The organism is Streptomyces sp. NPDC001002, assembly GCF_053599215.1.
This window is the reverse complement of sequence record NZ_JBSFLV010000051.1, coordinates 32,032-54,702: the sequence shown is the minus strand read 5'-3', so window position 1 is coordinate 54,702 and position 22,671 is coordinate 32,032. Positions and strand designations below refer to the sequence as shown.

At 71.5% G+C, this 22,671-nt stretch carries 15 protein-coding genes, 1 tRNA gene and 1 riboswitch; of the genes, 7 read left to right on the top strand and 9 right to left on the bottom strand.

Annotated elements, in window-relative coordinates; all coding sequences use genetic code 11:
- Nucleotides 1-14: 14 nt before the first annotated feature.
- Nucleotides 15-3,464 (bottom strand): AfsR/SARP family transcriptional regulator, encoded by a 3,450-nt coding sequence (locus ACWDR3_RS23595; protein WP_450354509.1) that lies wholly within the window; start codon nt 3,462-3,464, stop codon nt 15-17.
- Nucleotides 3,465-3,909: 445 nt separating this feature from the next.
- Nucleotides 3,910-6,009: an asparagine synthase-related protein gene (locus ACWDR3_RS23590; RefSeq protein ID WP_450354508.1), complete on the bottom strand. Its 2,100-nt coding sequence runs from the start codon at nt 6,007-6,009 to the stop codon at nt 3,910-3,912.
- Between the two features lie 683 nt (nt 6,010-6,692).
- Here ACWDR3_RS23590 and ACWDR3_RS23585 point away from each other — a divergent pair.
- From ACWDR3_RS23585 to ACWDR3_RS23570, 4 genes are all read left to right on the top strand, one after another.
- Nucleotides 6,693-8,117 carry an MFS transporter gene (locus ACWDR3_RS23585; RefSeq protein WP_123999417.1) on the top strand — a complete coding sequence of 475 codons (1,425 nt, stop codon included), beginning with the start codon at nt 6,693-6,695 and terminating at the stop codon, nt 8,115-8,117.
- A gap of 153 nt (nt 8,118-8,270) precedes the next feature.
- Complete coding sequence (gene lhgO, locus ACWDR3_RS23580) at nt 8,271-9,506, top strand: L-2-hydroxyglutarate oxidase (protein ID WP_450354507.1); 1,236 nt, start codon at nt 8,271-8,273, stop codon at nt 9,504-9,506.
- 93 nt (nt 9,507-9,599) lie between these two features.
- The gene (gene trmB / locus ACWDR3_RS23575; protein WP_450354506.1) at nt 9,600-10,553 is read left to right on the top strand and encodes a tRNA (guanosine(46)-N7)-methyltransferase TrmB; all 954 of its coding nucleotides are present in this window, start codon (nt 9,600-9,602) and stop codon (nt 10,551-10,553) included.
- 50 nt (nt 10,554-10,603) lie between these two features.
- On the top strand, nt 10,604-11,941 hold the full coding sequence (locus tag ACWDR3_RS23570) for a PrsW family intramembrane metalloprotease (RefSeq protein ID WP_450354504.1): 1,338 nt from the start codon (nt 10,604-10,606) through the stop codon (nt 11,939-11,941).
- A 25-nt stretch (nt 11,942-11,966) separates the two neighbouring features.
- On the opposite strand, the gene ACWDR3_RS23565 is transcribed toward ACWDR3_RS23570, so the two are convergent.
- The 5 genes from ACWDR3_RS23565 to ACWDR3_RS23545 all read right to left on the bottom strand — a co-directional run bounded on the left by ACWDR3_RS23565 (nt 11,967) and on the right by ACWDR3_RS23545 (nt 17,203).
- A complete protein-coding gene (locus tag ACWDR3_RS23565; protein WP_450354503.1) occupies nt 11,967-12,923 on the bottom strand; it encodes an aldo/keto reductase in 957 nt (318 codons plus the stop codon).
- 127 nt (nt 12,924-13,050) lie between these two features.
- Entirely contained in the window at nt 13,051-14,094 is a 1,044-nt protein-coding gene (locus ACWDR3_RS23560; RefSeq protein ID WP_450354502.1) for a M23 family metallopeptidase, read from the bottom strand.
- Between the two features lie 11 nt (nt 14,095-14,105).
- Nucleotides 14,106-14,263, bottom strand: a riboswitch (cyclic di-AMP (ydaO/yuaA leader).
- Nucleotides 14,264-14,577: 314 nt separating this feature from the next.
- A tRNA-Met gene (locus ACWDR3_RS23555) sits at nt 14,578-14,651 on the bottom strand.
- A gap of 89 nt (nt 14,652-14,740) precedes the next feature.
- Nucleotides 14,741-15,967: an alginate lyase family protein gene (locus tag ACWDR3_RS23550; RefSeq protein ID WP_450354500.1), complete on the bottom strand. Its 1,227-nt coding sequence runs from the start codon at nt 15,965-15,967 to the stop codon at nt 14,741-14,743.
- Between the two features lie 105 nt (nt 15,968-16,072).
- Nucleotides 16,073-17,203 carry a dihydrofolate reductase family protein gene (locus tag ACWDR3_RS23545; protein ID WP_450354499.1) on the bottom strand — a complete coding sequence of 377 codons (1,131 nt, stop codon included), beginning with the start codon at nt 17,201-17,203 and terminating at the stop codon, nt 16,073-16,075.
- A gap of 68 nt (nt 17,204-17,271) precedes the next feature.
- Here ACWDR3_RS23545 and ACWDR3_RS23540 point away from each other — a divergent pair, with 68 nt between their 5' ends.
- Both ACWDR3_RS23540 and ACWDR3_RS23535 read left to right on the top strand, forming a co-directional pair.
- On the top strand, nt 17,272-17,802 hold the full coding sequence (locus tag ACWDR3_RS23540; protein ID WP_450354498.1) for a MarR family winged helix-turn-helix transcriptional regulator: 531 nt from the start codon (nt 17,272-17,274) through the stop codon (nt 17,800-17,802).
- 141 nt (nt 17,803-17,943) lie between these two features.
- Nucleotides 17,944-18,585, top strand: a complete 642-nt coding sequence (locus ACWDR3_RS23535) for a GTP cyclohydrolase II (protein ID WP_450354497.1) — start codon at nt 17,944-17,946, stop codon at nt 18,583-18,585.
- Between the two features lie 95 nt (nt 18,586-18,680).
- Here the strand turns inward: ACWDR3_RS23535 and ACWDR3_RS23530 are convergent, their stop codons facing one another.
- Entirely contained in the window at nt 18,681-19,835 is a 1,155-nt protein-coding gene (locus tag ACWDR3_RS23530; protein WP_450354496.1) for a histidine kinase, read from the bottom strand.
- 254 nt (nt 19,836-20,089) lie between these two features.
- On the opposite strand from ACWDR3_RS23530, the gene ACWDR3_RS23525 reads away from it, so the two are divergent.
- Nucleotides 20,090-21,286 carry an acyltransferase family protein gene (locus ACWDR3_RS23525; RefSeq protein WP_450354495.1) on the top strand — a complete coding sequence of 399 codons (1,197 nt, stop codon included), beginning with the start codon at nt 20,090-20,092 and terminating at the stop codon, nt 21,284-21,286.
- On the opposite strand, the gene ACWDR3_RS23520 is transcribed toward ACWDR3_RS23525, so the two are convergent.
- Nucleotides 21,283-22,578 (bottom strand): serine hydrolase domain-containing protein, encoded by a 1,296-nt coding sequence (locus ACWDR3_RS23520; RefSeq protein WP_450354494.1) that lies wholly within the window; start codon nt 22,576-22,578, stop codon nt 21,283-21,285. The genes ACWDR3_RS23525 and ACWDR3_RS23520 overlap by 4 nt on opposite strands.
- Between the last annotated feature and the right edge of the window lie 93 nt (nt 22,579-22,671).

The window sequence follows — 22,671 nt, the reverse complement described above, 5'->3', positions numbered from 1 at the left end:
TAGGGCCCGGCTTCCTAGTGCCCCAACAGATGCTGGTGGGACTCCAGCTCCTCGAATTCGGCCAGTTCGCCCAGGACCTCTTCCTGGGTGAGGGTGGCGCCACGCGCGCGTTCCGCCGCGTACCGCTCCGGGCCCAGTCCCGCGCGGGCGGCCTCCTCGGCCCACTCGGCGCGCTCGCCCTCCGGACGGGAGCGTGGGAAGCCGCCGCGCCAGCGCTCGGCGGCGGCGAGCAGCCGGGCCGCGCGCGGGAGGTCGTCGAGGTCGGTCAGCAGGGCGGCCGTCATGTCCACGAGGGTCGCCACGACCGCGTCGGCGCACTGCTTCGCGACCGCCTGCCGGATGGTGTCCACGAACCGGGGCAGGCCGTGCTCCGGACCGGACTCGGCGACCGCCACCATCGCCTCGACCGACAGCACCATCACCATGAACTGCGGCGGCGCCACGTCCTGGCCCACCTCCGCCCGGACCGCGTCCACCAGTTCGCGGGCGCGGGCGGTGTCCCCGTCGTCCAGGGCGATGCGGGCCTCCATCAGCCTGACGAACGCCCGGGCCTCCGCGACGCCGTAGCGGTCGGCGGCGGCGGTCGCCTCGTCCAGGGACGTCAGCGCGGCCGCGCGGTCGCCCGTGCGGTAGGCGACCTCGGCGAGCCGGGCGAGGAGGAACGGGGTCTCGGCGTACGCCTCCACCTCGTAGGCCAGCCGCAGGGCCTCCGCGTACTCCTCCTTGGCCTCCTCCGGCCGGCTGCGGACCATCGCCGCCTCGCCGGCCGCGCTGCACACCTGGGCGCGCATCCAGCGGTCGCCGACCCGGCGGCTGAGCACCCGTAGTTCCGCGAGGTCGTCGTCGATGCCCGCCATGCCGCCGGAGGAGTCGACGATCATGTGGGTGCGGAACATCAGGCTGACGCCGATCGACCAGTCGTCGCCGTGAGCACGGCAGTTGGCGACCGTGCTGTCCAGGGCGGCCCGTATGCCCACCGAGCCGTCCCTGGAGAAGGTGGTCATCGGCCACACGAGCCCCGGCACCCGGGCCGCGTCCGGACCGCCCCGTGCGAAGTGGCCGCGCACCCGGTCGACGTACTCCCGCATGCGGTCGTCGAGGAGTTCGTCCAGCGGCTCGGCGTCGATCCTGAGGAACAGATGCAGCATCCGGAGGTTCATCCGCAGGGAGTGCAGGGGGTGGTGCGTCTCCCCGTCGGGCGTGGCGAGGAAGGCGGCGACGGGATCGGTGGGGTCGCTGGGATCGGTGGTGGGATTGATGGGGTCGACGGGACCGGTGGAGCCGGCCGCGGGGTGGGAGTGGCTCGGCTCGGCGGCGTCCAGTGCCACGCCCAGGCGCAGGATGCGGTCGGTCCAGGTCATGGCCTCCGTGCGGTAGTTGCGCAGCCACCAGAACCAGCCCGTGGCCATGGCGAGGGCGCCCGCCTCGGCCTCGGCCTCCTCGGCCAGGGCGCCGTGCAGGGCCGCGCGGATGTTGTCCAGCTCCGTCTCCAGGCGGGCGATCCACGGGAGTTGACCGGCGGAGCGCAACTGCGGCTCGGCCTCCTCCACGAGCGCGCGCACCCATGCGCGGTGCCGGCGCTCGGCCGCGGCGCGCAGTCCGGGGACCTCGGCGGCGCGCTCGACGGCGTACTCGTGGATGGTCTCCAGCATGCGGTACCGCATGCCGTCGCCGCCGTCCCGCTCGTACGGGGACGCCACGATCAGGGACTTGTCGACCAGCGAGCCGATCAGGTCGGCCGCGGGGCCCGTGCACACGGCCTCGGCCGCCGCGAGGTCCCAGCCGCCGGCGAAGACGGACACCTCGCGCAGCACCGTCCGCTCCCGCTCGTCGAGCAGGTCCCAGGACCAGTCGACGACCGCGCGCAGGGTCTGCTGGCGGGGCAGGACCGTGCGGCTCCCGGAGGTGAGGAGGCGGAAGCGGTCGTCCAGGCGGTCGGCGATCTGGCGGGGGGTGAGCAGGCGCAGCCGGGCGGCGGCCAGCTCGATGGCGAGCGGCAGGCCGTCGAGCCGGCGGCAGATCTCGTCCACCGCCGCGCTGTTGACCTCGTCGCGGAGCAGGCCGGCCGCGTCGGGGCGGACGGCGGTGGCGCGCTCCGTGAAGAGGCGGTGCGCCTGGTCGGGGACGAGGGGTTCGACCGGGCGCACGGACTCGCCGGGGACGCCCAGGGGTTCACGGCTGGTGGCGAGGACCGTGAGGCCGGGGCAGTGGGTGAGGAGGGTCTCGGCGAGGGTGGCGGCCGCCTCTATGACATGTTCGCAGTTGTCAAGGATCAGGAGCTGGCTGCGGTGGGCGCAGTGCTCTATCAGCAGGGCGATCGGGTCGTCCTGCGGGGCCGTCAGCTCGGTGGTCTTCAGTACGGTCTCGCGCAGACCGAGGGCGTTGACCACCGCGCCCGGCACCGCCTCCGGCTGGTCGAGGGGTGCCAGTTCGACCAGCCAGGCCTGGGGGGTGCCTGCGGCGGCTTCCTCGGCCAAGCGGGTCTTTCCAGAGCCGCCCGGTCCGGTGAGCGTGACCAGTCGGGCCCTGTGCAATTCGGAACGGATGGCGTCCAGCTCAGGTTCCCGGCCCACGAAAGAGGTAAGTCGGGGACGGAGGTTGCCGGTTCTGGTGGGGGCGGGCTCGGGGTGGGCAGGGGCCTCGGGGTGGGTGGGGTTCCCGGATTCGGTGGGGTGAGTGGGGTCGGTGGGGTGAGTGGGGCTGGACGGGTGGGTGAGCTGTGTGGGGGTGGTGGGGCGTGGCGGAGGTGGTGTGGTCAGCAACTCGGTGTGGAGGGCGCGGAGTTGGGGGCCCGGGTCTGCGCCCAGGCCCTCCGCGAGGGTGTGGCGGGCCGTCTCGTACGCGGCCAGGGCGTCTGCCGTGCGGCCCGTGTCGCGCAGGGCGCGGATGAGCAGCGCGTGCAGTGGTTCGTCGTACGGGTGGGTCGTGGTCAGTTCTCTGAGGCGGGGTACGAGTTCCTGGGCTCGGCCCAGGCGCAGGGACGCCTCGGTGTGGGCTCGGGTCGCCTCCAGGTGCAGGGCGTTCGCGCGGGTCGCGGCCGTGCGGTCGGGGAGGTCGGCGAGGGCGGGGCCGCGCCACAGGGCGAGGGCCGTGTCGAGGGTGTGGGCGGCGGTGGTCGCGTCGTCGTTCGACAGGGCGGTGGTGGCTTCGTGTACGAGGCGTTCGAAGACGAACAGGTCTACGTCGTCCGGGGTGGCCGTGAGGCGGTAGCCGCCGGGGGGTGAGGTGATGGCGTCCTTGCCGAGGGTTCGACGGAGGCGGGCGATCAGGGCCTGTAGGGCGGCGGGGGCGTCGTGGGGTGGGGTTTCCGACCAGATCTCTTCGATGAGGGTGTCGGGGGTGGTGAGGCGGCCGGGGTGGAGGGCTAGGGCGGTGAGGAGGGTGCGGAGGCGGGGGCCGGGGATGGGTAGGGGGGTGCCCTGGGTGTCCTCGGCCTGGGTTATGCCCAGGATTCTGTACCGCACCGGGTCATTGTCGCTGGGGGTGGGGGGTGGAGCACGGTGTTTGTGAGCGGTGGTGTTTTCGCCCCCGCCGCCCCTACCCGTCCCATCCCAGGGGCTTCGCCCCTTCGACCCCACCGGGGCTCCGCCCCGGACCCGGATCGGCCCTGAAGGGGCCTCGTCCTCAAACGCCGGACGGGCTGAAAGATACGGACCGGAGTTCAAGAGGCGCAGACCGCAAAAGGCGCAGCTCAGTGGGGGTGGGTGGGGGATCGGGATGGCAGAGCCTTGGCCTCAGACGCCGGACGGGCTCAAAGCCAAACGTGCGGACCGGCAGCCAAGAGGTGCAGCCCCCGGTGGGGGATCGGGACGGCTGGGCCTTGCCCTCTGACGGCGGGCGAGCTCGAAGACGGAGACAGCGACCGGTGCCAAGAAGTGCGCGCGCAATTGCCCCGCCTCCGAAACACCCTTACGCCACCCCCGCCCCACCCCCCGAAGCCAGCGCCCCCCGCCTCGGTGTGATGCCCGCCGGTACCGCCCTCTGGCGCGCCGGGGTTCCTGTCCAGCATGTGCCTCGGCGGGAGAGTAGGCGGCGGAGCCAGAGTTCTAGGGAGACCAGGTCGGCCAGGCCGTCGAGGGGGAGGGGTTCGCCCTCCGCCGCTGCGCGTAGGGCCTTGCGGACCACCCGTGCTTCGACCAGGCCCGCCTCCGCCAGGAGGGGCGTGCCGAAGAGGGACATCAACGAGTCTGCGGCTACTCGTAGGCCCTTGCGGGCCGCGGCCGCTGTGGGGGCGTGGGTGGGGGCGCCCCAGCCTGGGGGGAGGTCGGTTACGCCCGCGCCCTCCAGGACCGTGCGGAGGATGGCCGCTCGGGCGCCTGGTTGGACTCGGAGGGCCTCCGGGAGGGCGCGGCAGGCGCGGACCACCTGGTTGTCGAGGAAGGGGGCGTGGAGGCGTTGGGAGCGGATCTCGGCTGCTTGTTCCAGGACTCGTAGGTCTGCCGCGTGGCGGAACAGGGCCGCACGCGCGCGATGGTCGCCGGGGCGTTGGCCCGGGCCGATGCCCGAGCGGTTCGTGGAGGTCTGGAGGCGAACCGATACTTCAGCTAGCGCCTCACCGGTCAGCCAGCGGGCCGCGGGGCCCGGTCTGGCCCAGGTGAGCGCGGACAGGGACGCCCCGACGGCACCGCCCGGCTCCTCGAAGCGGCGCTGCATCAGGCGCTCGCCGAGCAGCTCCAGGCCTTCGAGGTAGGGCGTGCGGGCCAGTCGGCGAGCCGCGCCGTACACGCGCGCGGGGACCATCACCGAGCCGTCCGCCTTGGCGAGCGCGGCCACGGGGCGCACCAGGTGGCGGCGTTTGCGGTCCATCAGGAGGTCGGCCAGGCGGGCCGGGTGCGCGTCCAGGACCTGCCGGGCGCCGTAGCCCGTGAAGTGGTCCGCGCTGCCGGCGGCGAGGCGGGCGCGGTGGCGGGCGGCCGAGATGAGGGATGGGCCTGGCTCGTCGGTCAAGGGGCCGTCGAGGTCCGCATAGGGGAGCGTCTCCTCGCCGCCCGTCACGACCACGTGGTGCAGGCGCGGGTTGGCTGCCAGCGTGCCCGCCCGTTCCAGTTCCGACTCGCGGCCGCCCACCGCCAGGTCGTTGAAGGTGACCGCCAGCAGCCGCTCCCCCGCGCCCGTGCCGTGGCCCAGGACCGTGCCCGGCATGCCCGGCAGGCCGGCCGCGAGCAGCGCCAGGGTGCCCGAGGCGGGGCCGCCGGAGAGGTCGGCGCCGATGCCCGCGACCGGCATCCCGCGCGCGGCACGCCGTTCCGCGGGTCCCATGCCGGGGACAGGACCTGGGTCTATGTCGGCCCCGGGGACATGCCGAGGCGCCGACAGTCGCGCGCGTACCGCCTCGACCAGTGCGTCGCGCACCGCGTCGACCGCGCTGTCCGGGTCCGCCGAGGGCGCCGCCACCGCGAGGGAGGCGACCTGCTCGTAGCCGGCGATCTCGCGTGCGCCGGCGCGCAGGATCAGCGTGTGCCCCGGTGGAATGCGCCGTACGCCGTCGTACGGGGTGGAGTCGTGCACGGCCGCCGGGACGTCAGGAGCCGCCAACAGGGCCGCCAGATGACCGAAGTCGAGGTTCGCCTCGATGAGGTCGGCCAGCGGCAGCGCGGCCGTGGCGTACGCCGTGCCGCCCGCCCAGGGGGTGTAGAACACCGGCCGCATGCCCGCCAGATCGCCGCAGACGGTGACCCGGCGGCCCACCTGGACGATGGCCGTGTAGCTGCCCGGCCAGGCCGTCAGATGGCGAAGTGCGCCTCCGCGCGCGGCGAACAGCCCGACCCGCAGCTCCTCGTCGGTGGCCCCGCAGGTGCCGAGGACCGCGATCCGGTTCTGGGCGTCGGCCCGCACGACCCGCACCTCGTCGGGGCGCCAGTCGCCGACCGCCCACAGCGGATCGGGGTCACCCCAAAGGAGTTGGGAGCCCACCGGGTGGACGGTCTCGCCGTCGAGCCCCGTGGCCCCCGCGGAACCGATCGTGGCGGTCCCAGCGGCGGTACTGCTCCATCCCACCAACCACCGCATCGACGCCTCCACAGCCTGTGGACAACCAGTGCACCGTACGAACTGGTTCCCCATGCTGCCATGAAGGACGCACCTCGGAGGGGTGGTGGCGCCGCTTGCGCTCCCCGAAACGCGCCCCCGCGCCCACCCTCGGGGGTAGGTCAACTCCCCTATTGGGCACGGTGTCTACGACTCGAATGCGCCCCCGGAGCGCGCCCCGAAAACACCCTTCGCGCCCTCAACTGCCATGGTAGGAGCGCTGATTAGCCCGTGATAAGGGGGTCGGTTTTCGGCCAAATCGGCGATACGGAGACAGGCGTGCACACGCTCCGTACATGCCCTGCGCACCGCTGCACAGGCGCGCAGCCCGGGAGGCGGAGATCGCCTCCCGGACTTCTCCGCCGCCCGCGGGGATGGAGGCGGCGGTGTCCCCCAGCCCACTGGATCCAGTACAGCGGGCCGACCCACGCACGGTCCATGGAACCGCTCCCCCGATGGCCGGAGAAGAGCGCACGGACGGGCGCACGGCCACACAATGGGAGCACGGCACAACAGCCCGTATCGGACCCGCACTTCAGTACGGACCACAATCCCGCCATCCGGAACAATGCCCCTTAACGCTTGGGATGCGGCGAACTACGCTGGGTTTACGAATGCCGCGTGGTTATGCCAGCGCGGCAGCCGTCTGTGTCGAGGGGTGGCGCATGTCCAGGGAGCAACGCGGGCCGAACGAAAAACTCGGCGCCGTTCTCGCCCTCGCGGGAATCAGCAACGCAGGACTCGCGCGTCGCGTCAACGATCTTGGCGCTCAACGCGGGTTGACTCTTCGCTACGACAAGACGTCGGTCGCGCGCTGGGTGTCGAAGGGGATGGTGCCGCAGGGTGCCGCGCCGCACCTCATCGCTGCCGCGATCGGCCAGAAGCTCGGCCGCCCGGTGCCGCTCCACGAGATCGGCCTGGCGGACGCGGATCCCGCACCGGAGGTGGGCCTCGCCTTCCCCCGGGACGTCGGACAGGCGGTGCGGTCGGCGACGGAGCTCTACCGTCTCGACCTCGCGGGCCGGCGCGCAGGCACCGGTGGCATCTGGCAGTCGCTCGCCGGATCGTTCGCAGTCAGCGCATACGCAACGCCCGCCTCACGGTGGCTGATAACCCCGGCCGACAGTTCGGTCGCCCGAGAGGTGAACCCCGGCGAGGGCTCCGGCGCACCGCTCAAAGTCGGCCACAGCGACGTGCTGAAACTGCGGGAGGCCGCCGAGGACGCCAGGCGCTGGGACTCCAAGTACGGGGGCGGCGACTGGCGTTCATCGATGGTGCCCGAGTGTTTACGGGTGGAGGCGGCACCGCTGCTGCTCGGCTCGTACTCCGACGAGGTCGGCCGGGCGCTGTTCGGCGCCTCCGCCGAACTGACCAGGCTCGCGGGCTGGATGGCCTTCGACACGGGTCAACAGGAGGCGGCGCAGCGGTACTACATCCAGGCGCTGCGGCTCGCCCGCGCGGCGGCGGACGTGCCGCTCGGCGGGTATGTGCTGGCGTCGATGTCGTTGCAGGCGACCTACCGGGGCTTCGGCGACGAGGGCGTCGATCTCGCGCAGGCCGCGCTGGAGCGCAACAGAGGTCTTGCCACGGCCCGCACGATGAGCTTCTTCCGGCTGGTCGAGGCCCGTGCCCACGCGCGCGCGGGTGACGCGGTCGCGGCCGGGGCGGCGCTGAAGGCTGCGGAGGGGTGGCTGGAGCGGTCCCGGGAGGGCGACAACGATCCGTCCTGGCTGGGGTTCTACTCCTACGACCGGTTCGCGGCGGACGCGGCGGAGTGCTATCGCGATCTGAAGGCTCCTCGTCAGGTGCGGCGGTTCACTGAACAGGCCCTGTCGAAACCGACGGAGGAGTTCGTGCGGTCGCACGGGCTGCGGTTGGTCGTCTCGGCGGTCGCGGAGCTGGAGTCGGGGAACCTTGACGCGGCGTGCGAGCAGGGGGTGCGGGCGGTGGAGGTTGCCGGGCGGATCTCTTCGGCTCGGACGACGGAGTACGTGAAGGATCTTCTGCATCGGTTGGAGCCGTATGGGGATGAGCCGCGGGTTGTCGAGCTGCGGGAGAGGGCTCGGCCGTTGCTGATGGCTCCGGCGTAGGGGCGCCCAGTCGTCTGCGTGGCTGATGTCGTGTCGCGAGTGCGGGTACGTCGTGGCTTGTCGCGCCCACGCGGCGGAGCCGCACATCGACACAGCCCCGCGCCCCTGAGGGACATGCACTCCCCTGCGTTTGAAGTGGCTGTCAGTGGCGCAGTGCACTATCGGTGGTGGGAGGTGGTGCCGGTGGTGTCCCGGAGCGTTTACGACTCTGACGTGCTCGTGGTCGGTGGGGGCATCGTCGGGCTGTCGGCGGCGTATGCGATCACGCGGGCGGCGCCCGGCACGCGGGTGACCGTGCTGGAGAAGGAGCCGGGGCCCGCCCGGCATCAGACCGGGCGGAACAGTGGGGTCATCCACAGCGGGATCTACTACCGGCCGGGCTCGCTGAAGGCGCGGTACGCGGTGCGCGGGGCCGCCGAGATGGTGAAGTTCTGCGCCGAGTACGGCATCGCGCACGCCGTCACCGGGAAGCTGATCGTCGCGACCCGGCGGGACGAGCTGCCCCGCCTGCACGCGCTCGTGCAGCGCGGCCGGGAGAACGGGATTCCGGTACGGGAGCTGGGCGCCGCGCAGATCGCGGAGTACGAGCCCGAGGTGCGCGGCCTGGCCGCCATACACGTCGGGACGACCGGGGTGTGCGACTTCGTCGGCGTCGCCCGGCAGCTGGCGCACGCGTCCGGCGCGGAGATCCGGTACGGCTCTCGGGTCGTCCAGGTGGACCGGCGCCCGGAGCGGGGGGTCGCCGTCCGCACCGCCCGCGGGGACGTCATCCGCGCGCGCGTGCTGGTGAACTGTGCCGGGCTGCACTGCGACGAGGTGGCCCGGTTGACCGGGGACGACCCGGAGATGCGGATCGTGCCGTTCCGCGGCGAGTACTACGCGCTGGCGCGGCCCGAGCTGGTGCGGGGGCTGGTGTATCCCGTACCGGATCCGGCGTTCCCGTTCCTCGGCGTGCATCTCACCCGGGGGATCGACGGAGGCGTGCACGTCGGCCCGAACGCGGTTCCGGCGCTGGCCCGGGAGGGGTACGGCTGGGGCGTCGTACGGCCCCGGGAGACGGCGGGCACGCTGGCCTGGCCGGGCGCGTGGCGGATGGCCCGGCAGCACTGGCGCTACGGGACGGGTGAGCTGCACAGGTCGGTGTCGAAGGGGGCGTTCACGACGGCGGTCCGCAGGCTGTTGCCGGCCGTGACGCCGGACGACCTGGTGCCCTCGGCGGCCGGGGTGCGCGCGCAGGCGGTGCTCCGGGACGGCACGCTGGTGGACGACTTCCTGATCAAGGAGGGCCCACGCACGGTCCATGTACTGAACGCCCCCTCCCCGGCGGCCACGGCGTCCCTGCCGATCGGCCGGGAGGTGGCACGGCGGGCGCTGGCGGTGCTGGACTGAGCCGGGTCGCTGCGCCTGCCCGCAGAGGGGTCACCGTGCCGACCCTCGCTCCCCGTACAACTCCCACCCCGACACCCGTAAAATCGACCCACTGTGTCTGAGTCACCCAACATCCCCGAGACGCCCCGCCCCGCCGCGCCCGCCCCCGACGAGCGCCCCGAGACCGCGGAGCAGGTCGCACACGCCGATGCGGACGGCACCCCCACGCACCCCCACACCCCCGGCGAATCCCTCCGTCACACCCGGGCCAAGGGGGAACCCCGGTTTCCCGACGGGCCCATGCCGGATCCCGCGGGGTCGCACTTCGAGCGGCGGATCCGTAGTTTTCAGCCGCGGCGGAGTCGGGTGACCGCCGGGCAGGCGGACGCGTTGCAGCGGTTGTGGCCCAAGTGGGGGCTGGACATCGACGGGCAGCGGGTGCTGGATCTCGGCGAGTTGTTCGGGAACGCCAACCGGGTCGTGCTGGAGATCGGCTTCGGCATGGGTGAGGCCACCGCGCAGATGGCCGCTGCCGACCCGGGCACCAACATCCTCGCCGTGGACGTGCACACCCCGGGTCAGGGGAATCTGCTGAACCTCGCCGACCAGAGCGGCCTGCCCAACGTCCGCGTCGGCAACGGCGACGCGATCATCCTGCTGCGCGAGATGCTCGCCCCGGACGCGCTCGACGGACTGCGCGTCTACTTCCCGGACCCGTGGCCGAAGAAGCGGCACCACAAGCGGCGGCTGATCCAGCCGGAGTTCCTGGACCTCGTCGCGAGCCGCGTCAGACCCGGCGGCATCGTCCACTGCGCGACCGACTGGGAGCCGTACGCCGAACAGATGCTCGAAGTGCTGAGCGCGCACCCGGAGTTCGAGAACACGGCGGCCGACGGCGGTTTCGCGTCGCGTCCGGAGTTCCGGCCGCTGACCCGTTTCGAGGGCCAGGGGCTGGAGAAGGGACATGTCGTGAACGACCTGCTCTTCCGTCGCGTACAGCATCGCGAAGAGCCCAGCGACCAGGACCGCGAACAGCAGCACGACCGACAACCCCCCACCGGCGCCTGAAGCCTCCGCGGGCAGCGCGGGCGGCGCCCTCCCTCGTTAGGGTCAATGCCGTGGCCACGTGTCCCCCGTACCCGACGAATCCGCCGTACGCCGGCGATCCCGCCGGTGGTGCGCTCGGGCACGCCCACTGGTGGCAGCGGCGGTGGGTGCGGTACGGCGCGCTCAGTACCCTGCTCGCGCTCTCCGGGCTCGTCATTCTCGCCCTGGTGCGTCAACAGACCGGCACCGAGGGGTTCCTGGTCGGACTCGGCCTCGCCGTGCTGCCCGTACCGCTCCTCATAGCCGCCTTCCGCTGGCTCGACCGGGTCGAACCGGGCCCGTGGCGCAATCTGCTCTTCGCCTTCGCCTGGGGCGCCTGCGCGGCGGCGCTGATAGCGATCGTCGCCAACAGCTTCGCGACCAGATGGATCGCGACGGCGACCGCGGACCCCTCCAGCGCGGACACCCTCGGCGCGACGGTGATAGCCCCGATCGTCGAGGAGTCGGCCAAGGCCGCGGCCGTCCTGCTCGTCTTCCTGTTCCGGCGCCGGGACTTCACCGGGATCGTCGACGGGGTGGTGATAGCCGGCGTCACCGCCACCGGCTTCGCGTTCACCGAGAACATCCTCTACCTGGGGACCGCCTTCGGCACCGACCAGCTGACCGGCGACCGCGGCATCGCCTCCGTCACGGCGGCGACCTTCTTCGTCCGCATCATCATGTCGCCGTTCGCGCACCCCCTCTTCACCGTCTGCACCGGCATCGGCTTCGGCATCGCCGCGCTCTCGGGCGACCGCCAGCACCTGCGCCGCGTCCTCGTCCCGCTGTCCGGGCTGCTGCTCGCGATGGGCATGCACGCGTTCTGGAACAGCTCGTCGACGTTCGGCGAGTACGGGTTCTTCGGGGTGTACGCCGTGTTCATGGTGCCCTCGTTCGGGCTGCTGACCTGGCTGGTCATCTGGACCCGGCAGCGCGAACTGCGGACCGTGCGCGAGGAACTCCCCGCCTACACCATGGCCGGCTGGCTCACCCCCGCCGAGCCGTTCGCCCTCGGCTCCATGCGCGCCCGCCGCCTGGCCCGCGACTACGCCGCCCGCCACTACGGCAAGCCCGCGGCACGGGCGGTCGCCCAGTACGAGGCGTACGCGACCTCCCTGGCCTTCCTACGGCACCGGGGGCGCCGCGGCCGAGCCGGCGCCGACTTCGTCGTACGGGAGAGGGAACTGCTCGCCGAGTTGTGGGCCCGCAAGGACGTGGCCCGTCCGGCGCTGGACTACGCGGCCAGGACGACGGCCCCGCCGGTCGCGGTGACCGCCCCGCCCTGGCCGGTGCACGGGGTGTACGGGTATCCGGCGCAGCCCGCCTATCCGGCGTCGCCGTACCCCGCGTACAACCCGTACCAGCCGTAGATCAACCGCGTACGCCGGAGATCGGTCAGGCCGACGCCTGCGTCAAGCGGTCGATCTCCGTCTCCGTCAGGGTCAGGTCCGCCACCGCCAGCAGGGCGGGCAGCTGCTCAAGCGTGCGGGCGGACGCGATCGGGGCGGCCACCGTCGGCTGGGCGGCGAGCCAGGCCAGGGCCACGGTCGCGACCTGCGCGTCATGGGCGGCGGCGATCTCGTCGAGGGCGGTCAGCACCCGCTGCCCCCGCTCCGACTCCAGGTAGGCGCCGGCGCGGCCCGCTCGCGCGCTCTCCACCGTCGTACCGGGCCGGTACTTCCCGGTGAGGAAGCCGGCGGCCAGGGCGAAGTAGGGGACGGCGGCGAGGCCCGCGGTGGCGGCGATGTCCCGCAGCTCGCCCTCGTAGGTGTCGCGGGAGACCAGGTTGTAGTGGGGCTGGATGGCCACGTACCGGGCCAGGTCCTCGCGGTCGGAGAACTCCAGGGACTCCCGCAGCCGCTCCGGCGTGATGTTGGAGACGGCGATGTTGCGTACCTTGCCCGACCGCACCAGCTCGTCGAGCGCGCCGATGATCTCCTCGACCGGGACCTCGGGCTGGTCGAAGTGGGTGTAGTAGAGGTCGATGTAGTCGGTTTCCAGGCGGCGCAGCGAGGCGTCGGCGGCGGCCTTGATATTCGCGCCGGACAGGCCCTTGTAGTCGGGGTGCTGGCTGACCTTGGTCGCGATGACGATGTCGGAGCGGTTGCCGCGGGCCTTGACCCACTTGCCGATGATCGTCTCGGACTCGCCGCCGGAGTTGCCCTCGATCCAGGCCGTGTAGGAGTCGGCGGTGTCGACGAAGTTGCCGCCGGCCGCCGCGTAGGCGTCCAGGACGGCGAAGGAGGTCGCCTCGTCGGCCGTCCAGCCGAAGACGTTGCCGCCGAGGGAAAGGGGGAAGACCTCCAGGTCGGAGGAGCCGAGCTTGCGCAGAGAAGCAGAGGAGGACGTCATGCTTCACATCAACGCCGGCAGCGGAGACCGGTCTTCCGCGGGAGCCGCAAAGTTCCCGTAAACAAGCGGAGTCCGCTGTTCCGGGAACTTGGCGATGCCTATCGGTGCTTTTCGACAGCGGCCTGTGTCAGGGGGTGAGGCCCTTGCTGCGCAGCCACGCCATCGGGTCGATCCCGTCGGCCTGGCCGTTCGGGTGGACCTCCAGGTGCAGGTGCGCCCCGGTCACGTTGCCGGTGGCGCCCACGCGGCCGATGACATCGCCGGTGGCGACCTTCTGGCCCACGCTCACGCCGATCGACGACTGGTGGCAGAACCACAGCTCCGTACCGTCGTCGAGGGTGAGGATCGTGCGGTAGCCGTACGAGCCAGCCCAGCCGGCCTCCGTGACGGTGCCGCTGTGGATGGCCTTGATGAGCGTGCCCGTGGGGGCGGCGAAGTCGAGGCCCGTGTGGTAGCCGGAGGACCACAGGGAACCGGCCTGCCCGAAGGTGCCGGTGATCGTGTAGGAGGCGACCGGCAGGCGGTACTGCGTGGCCAGTTCCGCCAGCTTCGCGGCCTCGGCCTTCTTCTTGGCCTCCGCCTCCGCCTTCTTCTTCGCGGCGGCGGCCTTCTCGGCGGCCGCCTTCTCCGCCTTCGCGGCGGCCTCGTCGACCTGCTTGGAGAGGGAGGCCTCGGTGGCGTACTGGACCTTGCTGTCGACCTGGACGCGCTGGGACTCGGCCTGCGCCATGATGCGGTCGCGCAGCACCTCGCCGGCGTCCTTGGTGCCCTGCTCGGTCTCGGTGGAGGTCACACCGACGCTGCTGAGGGCGGTCGCGGAGCCCTTGGCGGCGGGGGTGGAGGTCTCGCCGAAGACCGAGCCGACGTTCGGCAGGTCGGGCACGGAGATGGAGACCGGCGGCTTGCCGGTGTTGGCGCTGGCCATGCCGCCCGCGCTCACCGCGGCTATGACACCGACGCCCAGGACGGTGGAGCTGCGGGCGAATCCCCCGCCGCCGCCGCGCTGCTTGGAGACGCGGTGGCGACCGCGGTTGGGGCGGACGGAATCCTCGGTGGGGTTCCATTCCTCCCAAGGGCCCTCGTCGGTGCGGTATCCGCCGTAGCCGAACGTCTCGTTGTCACGCTGGCTCGGCACGGACGGGGCCGCCGGGGCAGGGGGGTTGGACGCCACCTGGGCGTACTCCTTTCCTTCCTTCTCGCCTACCGGGTTAGCTGACGGGTTCGGAGCAGGAAGGTCTCCTACGCGCGTAAACCGGTCGTGCGTACACGACGGACTACTCGCGATTCACCCCAAGTTGGTGGTTCCCCGGTTCCCTTGCGGGATTCGGCGCGTGCGCACGGAGCCGACTCTTGTGACGGCTGGGACGACCGCGCTGCGTTATCGAACGTTAATAGACACGGGGTGGGGATTCCAAGCTGTTCGGCTTGATCATTAACGTTTTCACGCAGGACGTTCGGGCCATGACCGGTGAAAATCGGGCGAGTTGACCAAGCCCGGGAATGAACAGAGCTGTTGACGGGATGTCAGTTGTTGGGCGGAGGGCATTCGCCTGCTCACCGGGCGTGACAACGGCCGAAGAGAGCCCGAAGACAGGGGCGGGAAATGACTCAGGGCCGGAATCCGATGATCTGGACTCCGGCCCTGTGCCGTCAGTAGCGGGGACAGGATTTGAACCTGCGACCTCTGGGTTATGAGCCCAGCGAGCTACCGAGCTGCTCCACCCCGCGCCGTTGTGTTCTCCACTGTACGCCATCCGCGGGACGGGAGTGACCAAGGAGAGATCGGGACGGGAGCGGCCGGGGAGCGACCGGGCCGGTCAGGTCGCCGGGTTTCCGGCGTGGGTCAGGGTCTCCCAGGAGACGAAGAGATCGTCGGTACCGGCCGGGCGGGTCTCCTCGGCCAGCTTGTGGGCGGCCGGGACGGAGCCGCCGAGTCGGCCCTCCAGGTGGTTGAGGGCGACCTCCAGGTCGGGGCCCATGTTCCGGTCGACCTTGCCGCCGCACAGCCACGCGGGCGGGTTCTCGCCCAGCTGGTAGCGGGCGTGGAAGGCGAGCGCCGCGGTCAGCCGGTCCTTGACCTCGCCGTACAGGTCGACGCCCTGGTGCCAGGCGGTCTCGGCGATGTGCGCGGTGGCGGCGAGCGAGTAGCCGACGTGCTTGAAGTTGCGGCAGGTCTCCTGCGCGACGCCGTCTTTGTACGTCCCCTGCTTGAACCAGTACGTCGTCAGCTTCTGCGGCGTGTTCATGGTCGAGCCGGCCACGGTGAGCGGGACCTTGCCGTCCTTCTCCAGGTAGAAGTAGGCGGGCACGCGGTCGCGGAACCGGGCGAGGGCGGCGTCGAAGGCCTTGTGGTCGTTGGTGAAGACGGCGATGCCGATCGCCGCGTCGGTCATCGCGAGGTCCCAGTTGCCGTTGTAGTCGGGCAGCTTCTCGGTGACGTACGGCTGATACGCCGTACGCAGCATCTTCTCGAACCGTGCGACCCGGTCGGCCGGCCACCCGGCACCCGGCGCGTACCGCACGATCTCCGCCGCCCGCGCCCATGTCGACCCGGCCCACGCGGTCTGCAGTCCGGCGTCCTCCTCGGAGTGCCGCTTGATCTTCGCCGACCAGGCGTCCATGATCTCCCGCGCCTTCAGCGCGTGCTCCTGCTTGCCGGTGACGCTGAAGAGCAGTGCCTGTGTGTACGCGGCGATCGCGTCCTCCCGCTCCTCCACACACCCCTGCGCGACCTTGCCGCCCCAGGGACAGTCGACGTTCTCGTACGGCTCGGGCCGGTACTTGTACGACCCGTACTTGCTGTCCCGCATGTCCAGGAACGCCTTCAGCCACGGCTGCTTCCCGGCGGTGACGTTCTTTCGTACGGTGTCCAGCTGCGCCTTGCTGACGAGCACGCCGGGGTGGGTGAACGTGGCGTCCGGGGGGAGGGCGCGGGCCATGGTCCGGGTACCGGGGTCCGCGCTGCCGCACGAGGCGACGGTCACGGTGAGAAGGGGCGCGATCAGGAGCGCGGCGGCTCGTCTTGTGAGTGACCTCACGGCCATCTTTTCCTCCGCTTATGTCCATTCGGGTCTCTCGCAGAGTGACCGTTCGGGGAGTGGGGCGCAGGATCTGTTGGGCCGATTGGACCGACAGGGCAGGGGTGGACGTCAGGCCAGGAGGTGGGAGTTGGGCGCCTTCGCTCGCTCCTCGTACTCCGGGATCACCACCACCTCGACCCCCCGCCCCGCCAACAACCCGTTCCCGTCCGCCGCCGTCACGAACGTGTCCGGCTCGCGCCAGGCCGTCACCACTCGGCGTACCCCCGCGTCGAGGATGAGCTGGGCGCAGGGCTTGGGGCGGGAGGCTCGGTGGGCGCAGGGTTCGAGGCTGCTGTAGATCGTGGCGGACGGAAGGCGGGGGTCCGTCGGGGCGAGCTTGGCCAGGGCCGCCTCCTCGGCGTGGACCACCGGGTCGCCGGCCTCTCGGGAGTGGCCGCGGGCCAGCTCCGTGCCGTCGGCGGCGACCACCACCGCGCCGACGCTGAAGGCGGTGGTGGAGGGCGGGCAGTGGGTGGCCAGTTCGCAGGCGAGGCGGAGCCAGTGGTGGTCGGCGGCGGTGGGGAGGGAGCCGGTGCCGGGGGCGGTGGGCTCGTAGCGCATGAGGACGACGTCCTCGATCTGCCGGGTTTCGAGGAGGCGGAGGCGGCCGGGCTGGTACGGACCCGGGCCGAAGAGGCGGGGCGCGGTCGGCGTGCCCACGAAGAGCGGGGACAGGACCAGGTGGAGTTCGTCCGCGAGGCCCTGCTGGAGGAGCTGGGTGTGGATCGTGCCGCCGCCCTCGACCATGAGGCGGTCGATGCCGCGCACCTCGTGGAGATGGGTCAGGAGTGCGCGCCAGTCCAGGTCGGCGCCGAGCGGGACGACGTCGGCCGCGATGCCCAGGTCGCGCGCCCGTTCCGCGCCCTTGTCCGTCGTGTACAGGACCTTCTCGCCGCCCGTGTGCCAGAAGTTGGCGGCCGGGTCGAGGTCGCCGGTGGCGCTGACCGTGACCTTGAGGGGGTACTCCGGCCGGCCCGACGCCACGCGGGCGGCCCGGCGCTCGGGCGAGTTCACCAGCAGGCGGGGGTTGTCGGCGCGGATCGTGCCGGCGCCGACCAGGATCGCGTCGACGGACGCCCGTACCTCGTCGACGCGGTCGAAGTCGGCCGGGGAGGAGAGCAGGAGGCGCTCGGGGCCGGTGTCGTCGAGGTAGCCGTCGAGGGAGACGGCGGCGGACAGCAGGACGTACGGGTGGGGCATCGACGCGCTCCCGGCTCGATCGAAGGGCGGGGCTTGGTTCAAGTTTGAAACAAACCTACACTGGTCCCATGACGACTCGCTGGCTCACTCCTGAGGAGCAGCGCGCATGGCGCGCGTACATCGCCGCGACGCACCTCCTGGAGGACGCGATCGACCGGCAGCTCCAGCAGGACGCCGGCATGCCCCACCTGTACTACTCCATCCTGGCGAACCTCTCCGACGTACCGGACCACCGGCTGCGGATGACCGACCTCGCCGAGAAGTCGAAGATCACCCGGAGCCGGCTGACGTACGCGGTGACCCGGCTGGAGAAGGACGGTCTGGTACGGCGCGAGGGGTGCCCGTCGGACAAGCGGGGCAGCACCGCGGTGCTCACCGACGCCGGCATGGAGACCCTGGTGCGGACTGCTCCGGGGCATGTCGAGACGGTCCGCGCGGCCATCTTCGACCATCTCACCCCGGAGCAGGTGGGTCAGTTGGAGGAGATCAGCGCCGGGATCGTGCGGGCGCTGGAGGGCGACGGGACCGAGGCCAAGCGGGAGGACGTCCCGTGGCGCCGCCGGTCGTCCTCGTCCTGCGGGGGGACGCCCTCGCCCTGAGAGTGACCCCTCGTACGTGACCCGTCCCACAAATCTGTTGCTTCAAATTTCAAGCATGAGGTAGGGTCCGTGATCGTGGATGTGCTTCAGTTTTGAAGCAGATCCAGCTCGAAAACCGCCCACCGGACCGGGAGAACCCGCATGCCCGACTTCCCTGCCGCAACGCCGCGCTCCCGCGTCCGGGTCCCGCTGCGCTTCCACGACGGCTACAGCGTCGACACCGAGATGGTCACCTTCCACGGCCTGACCGACGGCCAGGAACACGTGGCGGTCGTCCTGGGCCAACCGGCCCCCGGCACCACCCCGCTGGTCCGCCTGCACTCCGAGTGCCTGACCGGTGACGTCTTCGGGTCGGCCCGCTGCGACTGCGGCCCGCAGCTGCGCGAGGCGGTGGAGCGCATAGCCGAGCGCGGTGGCGTCCTGCTCTACCTGCGCCAGGAGGGCCGGGGCATCGGCCTCTACAACAAGCTCGACGCGTACGCCCTTCAGGACCAGGGCCTGGACACGTACGAGGCGAACGCGGCCCTGGGTCTGCCCGAGGACGCCCGCGACTACACGGCGGCGGCCCAGATGCTCCGGTCCCTGGGGATCGACGAGCTGGACCTGCTGTCCAACAACCCCGACAAGGCCGACCAGTTGCGCTCCCTCGGCATCTCCGTCCGCGACCGCGTCCCCACCGGCGTCTTCAAGACCGCGCACAACGTCCGCTACCTGCGCGCGAAGGTCCTCCAGACCCACCACACGCTGCCGCTGGGCCAGTTGACGGAGCTGAACGCGGGCTGACGGCGCCGGGTGAGGAGGGTCGACGGGGCCGGAGTCGGGGTGGCGGGGTTCAACGGGGGCTGATCGGTGACCGGTTGGCGACCGGTTGAGGTCCGTCACCACACGCAGGGCAGCCGTACCTCGATCACCGTAGGTCCGCCGACCGGGCTGGACAGCTCCACCGTCCCGTCGAGCGCGGCGACCCGCCGCCGCATCCCGAGCAGCCCCGAGCCGCCCTTCTCGTCGGCGCCACCGCTCCCCTCGTCTGCCACCCGCACCCGCAACCCGCGCTTCATCCGGGCGAGTTGGACCGAGGCACGGGACGCGCCGCTGTACTTGGCGGCGTTGGTGAGCGCCTCGGCGACGACGAAGTAGGCGGCGGCCTCGACGGCGGCCGGCGCCCGCACCCCGTCGTCCTCCAACCGCTCGACCTCCACGGTCACTTGGAGCCCACTGCCGGCAGCGAGCGCACGCACCGCGCCGACCAGGCCGCGGTCGGTGAGGATCGGCGGGTGGATGCCGCGGACGACGTTCCGCAGGTCGGTGAGCGCCTGTTCGGCCTGCGCCTGGGCCTCGTCCAGCAGTTTGCGTCCGGTGTCCGGGTCGCGGTCGTAGGCGCGTTTGGCGAGCCCGATGCGCATGGAGAGGGCGACCAGGTTGGCCTGGGCGCCGTCGTGCAGATCGCGTTCGATACGGCGCAGTTCGGCGCCGTGCGCGGCGATGGCGTCGGCGCGGGTGGCGGCCAACTCCTCGACGCGGGCGGCGAGTTGGGCCTTCGGTGACGGCTTGAGCAGGGCGGTCGACCAGTCGGCCTCCAGATCCGCGATCCGCGTGATCAACGGCAGCACGACCGGCGTCCGTCGCAGCAGCCCGCACCACACGCCGTCGACGACCAGCCCGACGGGCCACAGCGGCAGCGCGAACAGCAGCAGGGCACCGTAGAAGTAGTCGGCGACCATCCACCGGAAGTCGGTGAACGTCCCCGGATCCCGTACGGCGATCCGGATCCGCTCCCGCACGGTCCCGGTGATCGGCTGGTACGCCTCGGGGATCCGCTGCCCGGTCCACGCGGCGGTCATCCCCCGCTTGGCCCCCGCGATCCGCCGCACCAGCAGCACCGTCTCCGGCAACAGCCACGCCCCGACCACCGCGAGCGTCCCGATGGCCGTGATGAGCAGCACCGTGATGAAGATCCACAGGCAGAACGCCATCAGGGCGACGAGGAGCAGATGCCCTGTGGCCCGCGCGGCCTGCCGCATCGTTGTCCTCATACGGCAACGCTAAGCGACGGGGGCGGTGGGCGCGGTGTAGGGGGCTACACCATTTGGGCTGGTGGGAGCGGGCTCCCGTACACCCCTCCAAACCCCCGCACGCGCCCATTGAACGGCTCGCCCAATTGCGACGTATCAGTCACTGTGGGTGGTGCCGGGCTGAGCGTTCGGTGCCGTACGAAGGGGGCCCAGCGATCTCACCGGAACCGAGCCGATCCGTCAGCACGCTTGACGTCGACACGATCGACGCAGGCATGCTCGACGCGCCCGCACGCCCGACTCCGCAACGAGACAGCGCCACGCCGGAAGAGCGGGTCCCCCGCCATGTGCCGGGCCTGGACGGCCTGCGTGGCCTCGCCGCGCTCTACGTTGTCCTGTTCCACTGCTGGCTGCTGGCCTTCCCCGGTTTCCCGCGCAACTCGGGCCCGTCCTGGCTGGGTTGGCTCATGTACGGCCGTCTCGCCGTGGTCTTCTTCCTCGTCCTGTCCGGCTTCTCCCTGGCCATCTCCGCCGCCCGCAACGGCTGGCATCCAGGCGGCACCGCACGTTTCCTGAGCCGCCGCGCCTGGCGCATCCTTCCGCCGTACTGGGCGGCCCTCGTACTGAGCGTGGCGGTCGCCTACTTCATCGTCCCCGCCTCGCACTTCGGCCCGCCGACCCTCAAGACGGTCGTGGTGTACGGCCTGTTGGCGCAGGACGTGGCCATGGCGCCGACTCCGAACGGGGCGTTCTGGTCGATCGCGGTGGAGGCGGAGCTCTACCTCCTCTTCCCCCTCCTCCTGTTCATCCGGCGACGCCTGGGCGCGGTCGTCCTGGTGGCGGGCGTGACCCTGCTGGCCGTCGCCCGCGGCCTCATGGCGGCGAACGCGAACCCGGTCGAGGGCATGAACTGGCTGACCCCCAACCTCGCTCCGGTCTTCGTGGCCGGCCTGGTCGGCGCGGGGATCGTGGTCGCTCGGGACCGGATCCGACGGCTCCCGTGGCACTGGCTCGCCGCGCTGGCCGCCGTACCGGTGCTGGCCGTGATGGTCGTGAAGGGCTCGACCTGGACGGTCACCCACTACTTCTGGGTGGACCTGGCCGCGGCCCCCACGATGACGCTGCTGCTGGTGGCGGTGGCGACGGGCCACCCGACCTGGCTCATGCGCCTGCTCTCCTCCCGCGCGATCCGCGGCCTGGGCGACATCTCGTACAGCCTCTACCTCATCCACTTGCCGATCGTCATGATCGCCGTCCGCGAGATCGCGCCCCGCGTGGTCTCCCCCGGCCTGCCGACCTTCGCGGTCACGGTCCTGCTGAGCGTGCCGGCGTCGCTGCTGACGGGGTGGGTGTTCGCCCGGTTCTTCGAGCTGCCGTTCAAGCGGAACCGGTCGTGGAAGGCGCTGTCGATGTCGTGGCGGGGTACCTCATGGCGGGCGATGCCGGTCGCTGGACCCGAACGTGACAGCTAGCGCGTGGGCGCCGCGCAAAAGGCGTGTTCGACGAGGGTGCCGGTCGCGCGGTTGAGGGCGACGAGGTCGGGTGGCGCGGTGGTGGTCGTGATGGAGACGGTCACCGCGCGGGTGCCGTCCGCGCTCACGGCGGGGCGGGTGTTGACGCCGGCGCCGTCGCCTTCGTGGGTGTAGTAGAAGCCGCCGCAGGAGAGCGGAATCTTGCGCAGCCCGAGGCCGTAGGTCCCCACGGGCATCTCGGCCACGTCCTCCGGGTCGTCGGTCCGCTCGACGGTGGTCCGCATCTCGCGCCACTGCGCGGCGGGGAGCAGCCGGCCGCCGGCGAGGGCGCGGAAGAAGGTGTTCAGATCGGCGGTCGTACTCACCACACCGGAGTCCGCGGTGTGCTGGAGGCTGTGCTCGGTGACGTCGAGCCGCGTGCCGTCGGGGGTCGTGAGGTACGCGTTGACGTGCGGGTCGGGGAGGCGGGGGTCGAGCCCCGGGATGGAGGTGTCCCGCAGGCGCAGTTTCCTGATCACCCGGTGCTCGACCAGTTCCTCCCAGCTCTCGCCACCCGCCCTCTCGGCGATCATCCCGGCGAGCAGGTAGTTGGTGTTGGAGTAGGCCCAGCGGGTGGCTCCGCCGGGCGCGGGCACGAAGGCGGGACGGTGCTTCATCGCCACCGCGACGAGGTCGGCCGCGGGCGTGGTGTCGTACCGGTTCTCGTCGAAGTGGTTGATCAGACGGTCCTGGATCTCCGGGTCGTCGACGTAGTCGTACAGCCCACTGGTCTGCCGCAGCAGGTCCCGCACGGTGATACGACGGCCGTCGTTGCCGTTGCCGGAGACGACCCCCGGCAGCCAGTGCTCAACGGTGTCGTCCAGCGACAGCCGCTTCTCTGCGACGAGTTGGAGGACGACGGTCGCGGTGAAGGTCTTGGTGGTGCTGGCCACTCGGAAGTGGGAGTTCCAGGGGATGGGGGCGGGGGTGGGGGTGGGTGAGTCGGCGGTGCGGGTGCCGATGCGGGCCATGAGGGGGGCGCGGTGGGGTCGGTCGACCCTGGCCAGGACGTTGACGTCACCGCCGCCGGCTGCGCGGACGGCGGCGAGGTCTTGTCGGAGGGTGGCTGCGGTGTAGGGGTGGTGGGTGACCGAGTGGGTGGGGGCGATACCGGCGGTTGCGGTTGCCGGCGACGCCAACGCGAGCAGGGCTGCGCCGAGCACGACGGCCACGGTCTTCTTGGACGACTGCGTCTGCTGAATCTTCTGAGTCTGCTGAACCTGCTCAACCTGCTGAACCTGCTGAACCTGCATGATCGAATCCCCCGTTGCTGTGGTCCTGATCCTGAACGGTGACGATCACCAGCGAACCGCATCGGCGGGGCGGGGAGGATGGGGGTGTCCTCC

Bases quoted from the DNA above. Each gene is read 5' to 3' on its own strand.
- ACWDR3_RS23590 (WP_450354508.1), bottom strand. From the start codon at position 6,009: ATGCGGTGGTTGGTGGGATGGAGCAGTACCGCCGCTGGGACCGCCACG.
- ACWDR3_RS23585 (WP_123999417.1), top strand. From the start codon at position 6,693: ATGTCCAGGGAGCAACGCGGGCCGAACGAAAAACTCGGCGCCGTTCTC.
- ACWDR3_RS23565 (WP_450354503.1), bottom strand. From the start codon at position 12,923: ATGACGTCCTCCTCTGCTTCTCTGCGCAAGCTCGGCTCCTCCGACCTG.
- ACWDR3_RS23550 (WP_450354500.1), bottom strand. From the start codon at position 15,967: ATGGCCGTGAGGTCACTCACAAGACGAGCCGCCGCGCTCCTGATCGCG.
- ACWDR3_RS23545 (WP_450354499.1), bottom strand. From the start codon at position 17,203: ATGCCCCACCCGTACGTCCTGCTGTCCGCCGCCGTCTCCCTCGACGGC.
- ACWDR3_RS23540 (WP_450354498.1), top strand. From the start codon at position 17,272: ATGACGACTCGCTGGCTCACTCCTGAGGAGCAGCGCGCATGGCGCGCG.
- ACWDR3_RS23535 (WP_450354497.1), top strand. From the start codon at position 17,944: ATGCCCGACTTCCCTGCCGCAACGCCGCGCTCCCGCGTCCGGGTCCCG.
- ACWDR3_RS23530 (WP_450354496.1), bottom strand. From the start codon at position 19,835: ATGAGGACAACGATGCGGCAGGCCGCGCGGGCCACAGGGCATCTGCTC.
- ACWDR3_RS23525 (WP_450354495.1), top strand. From the start codon at position 20,090: ATGCTCGACGCGCCCGCACGCCCGACTCCGCAACGAGACAGCGCCACG.
- ACWDR3_RS23520 (WP_450354494.1), bottom strand. From the start codon at position 22,578: ATGCAGGTTCAGCAGGTTCAGCAGGTTGAGCAGGTTCAGCAGACTCAG.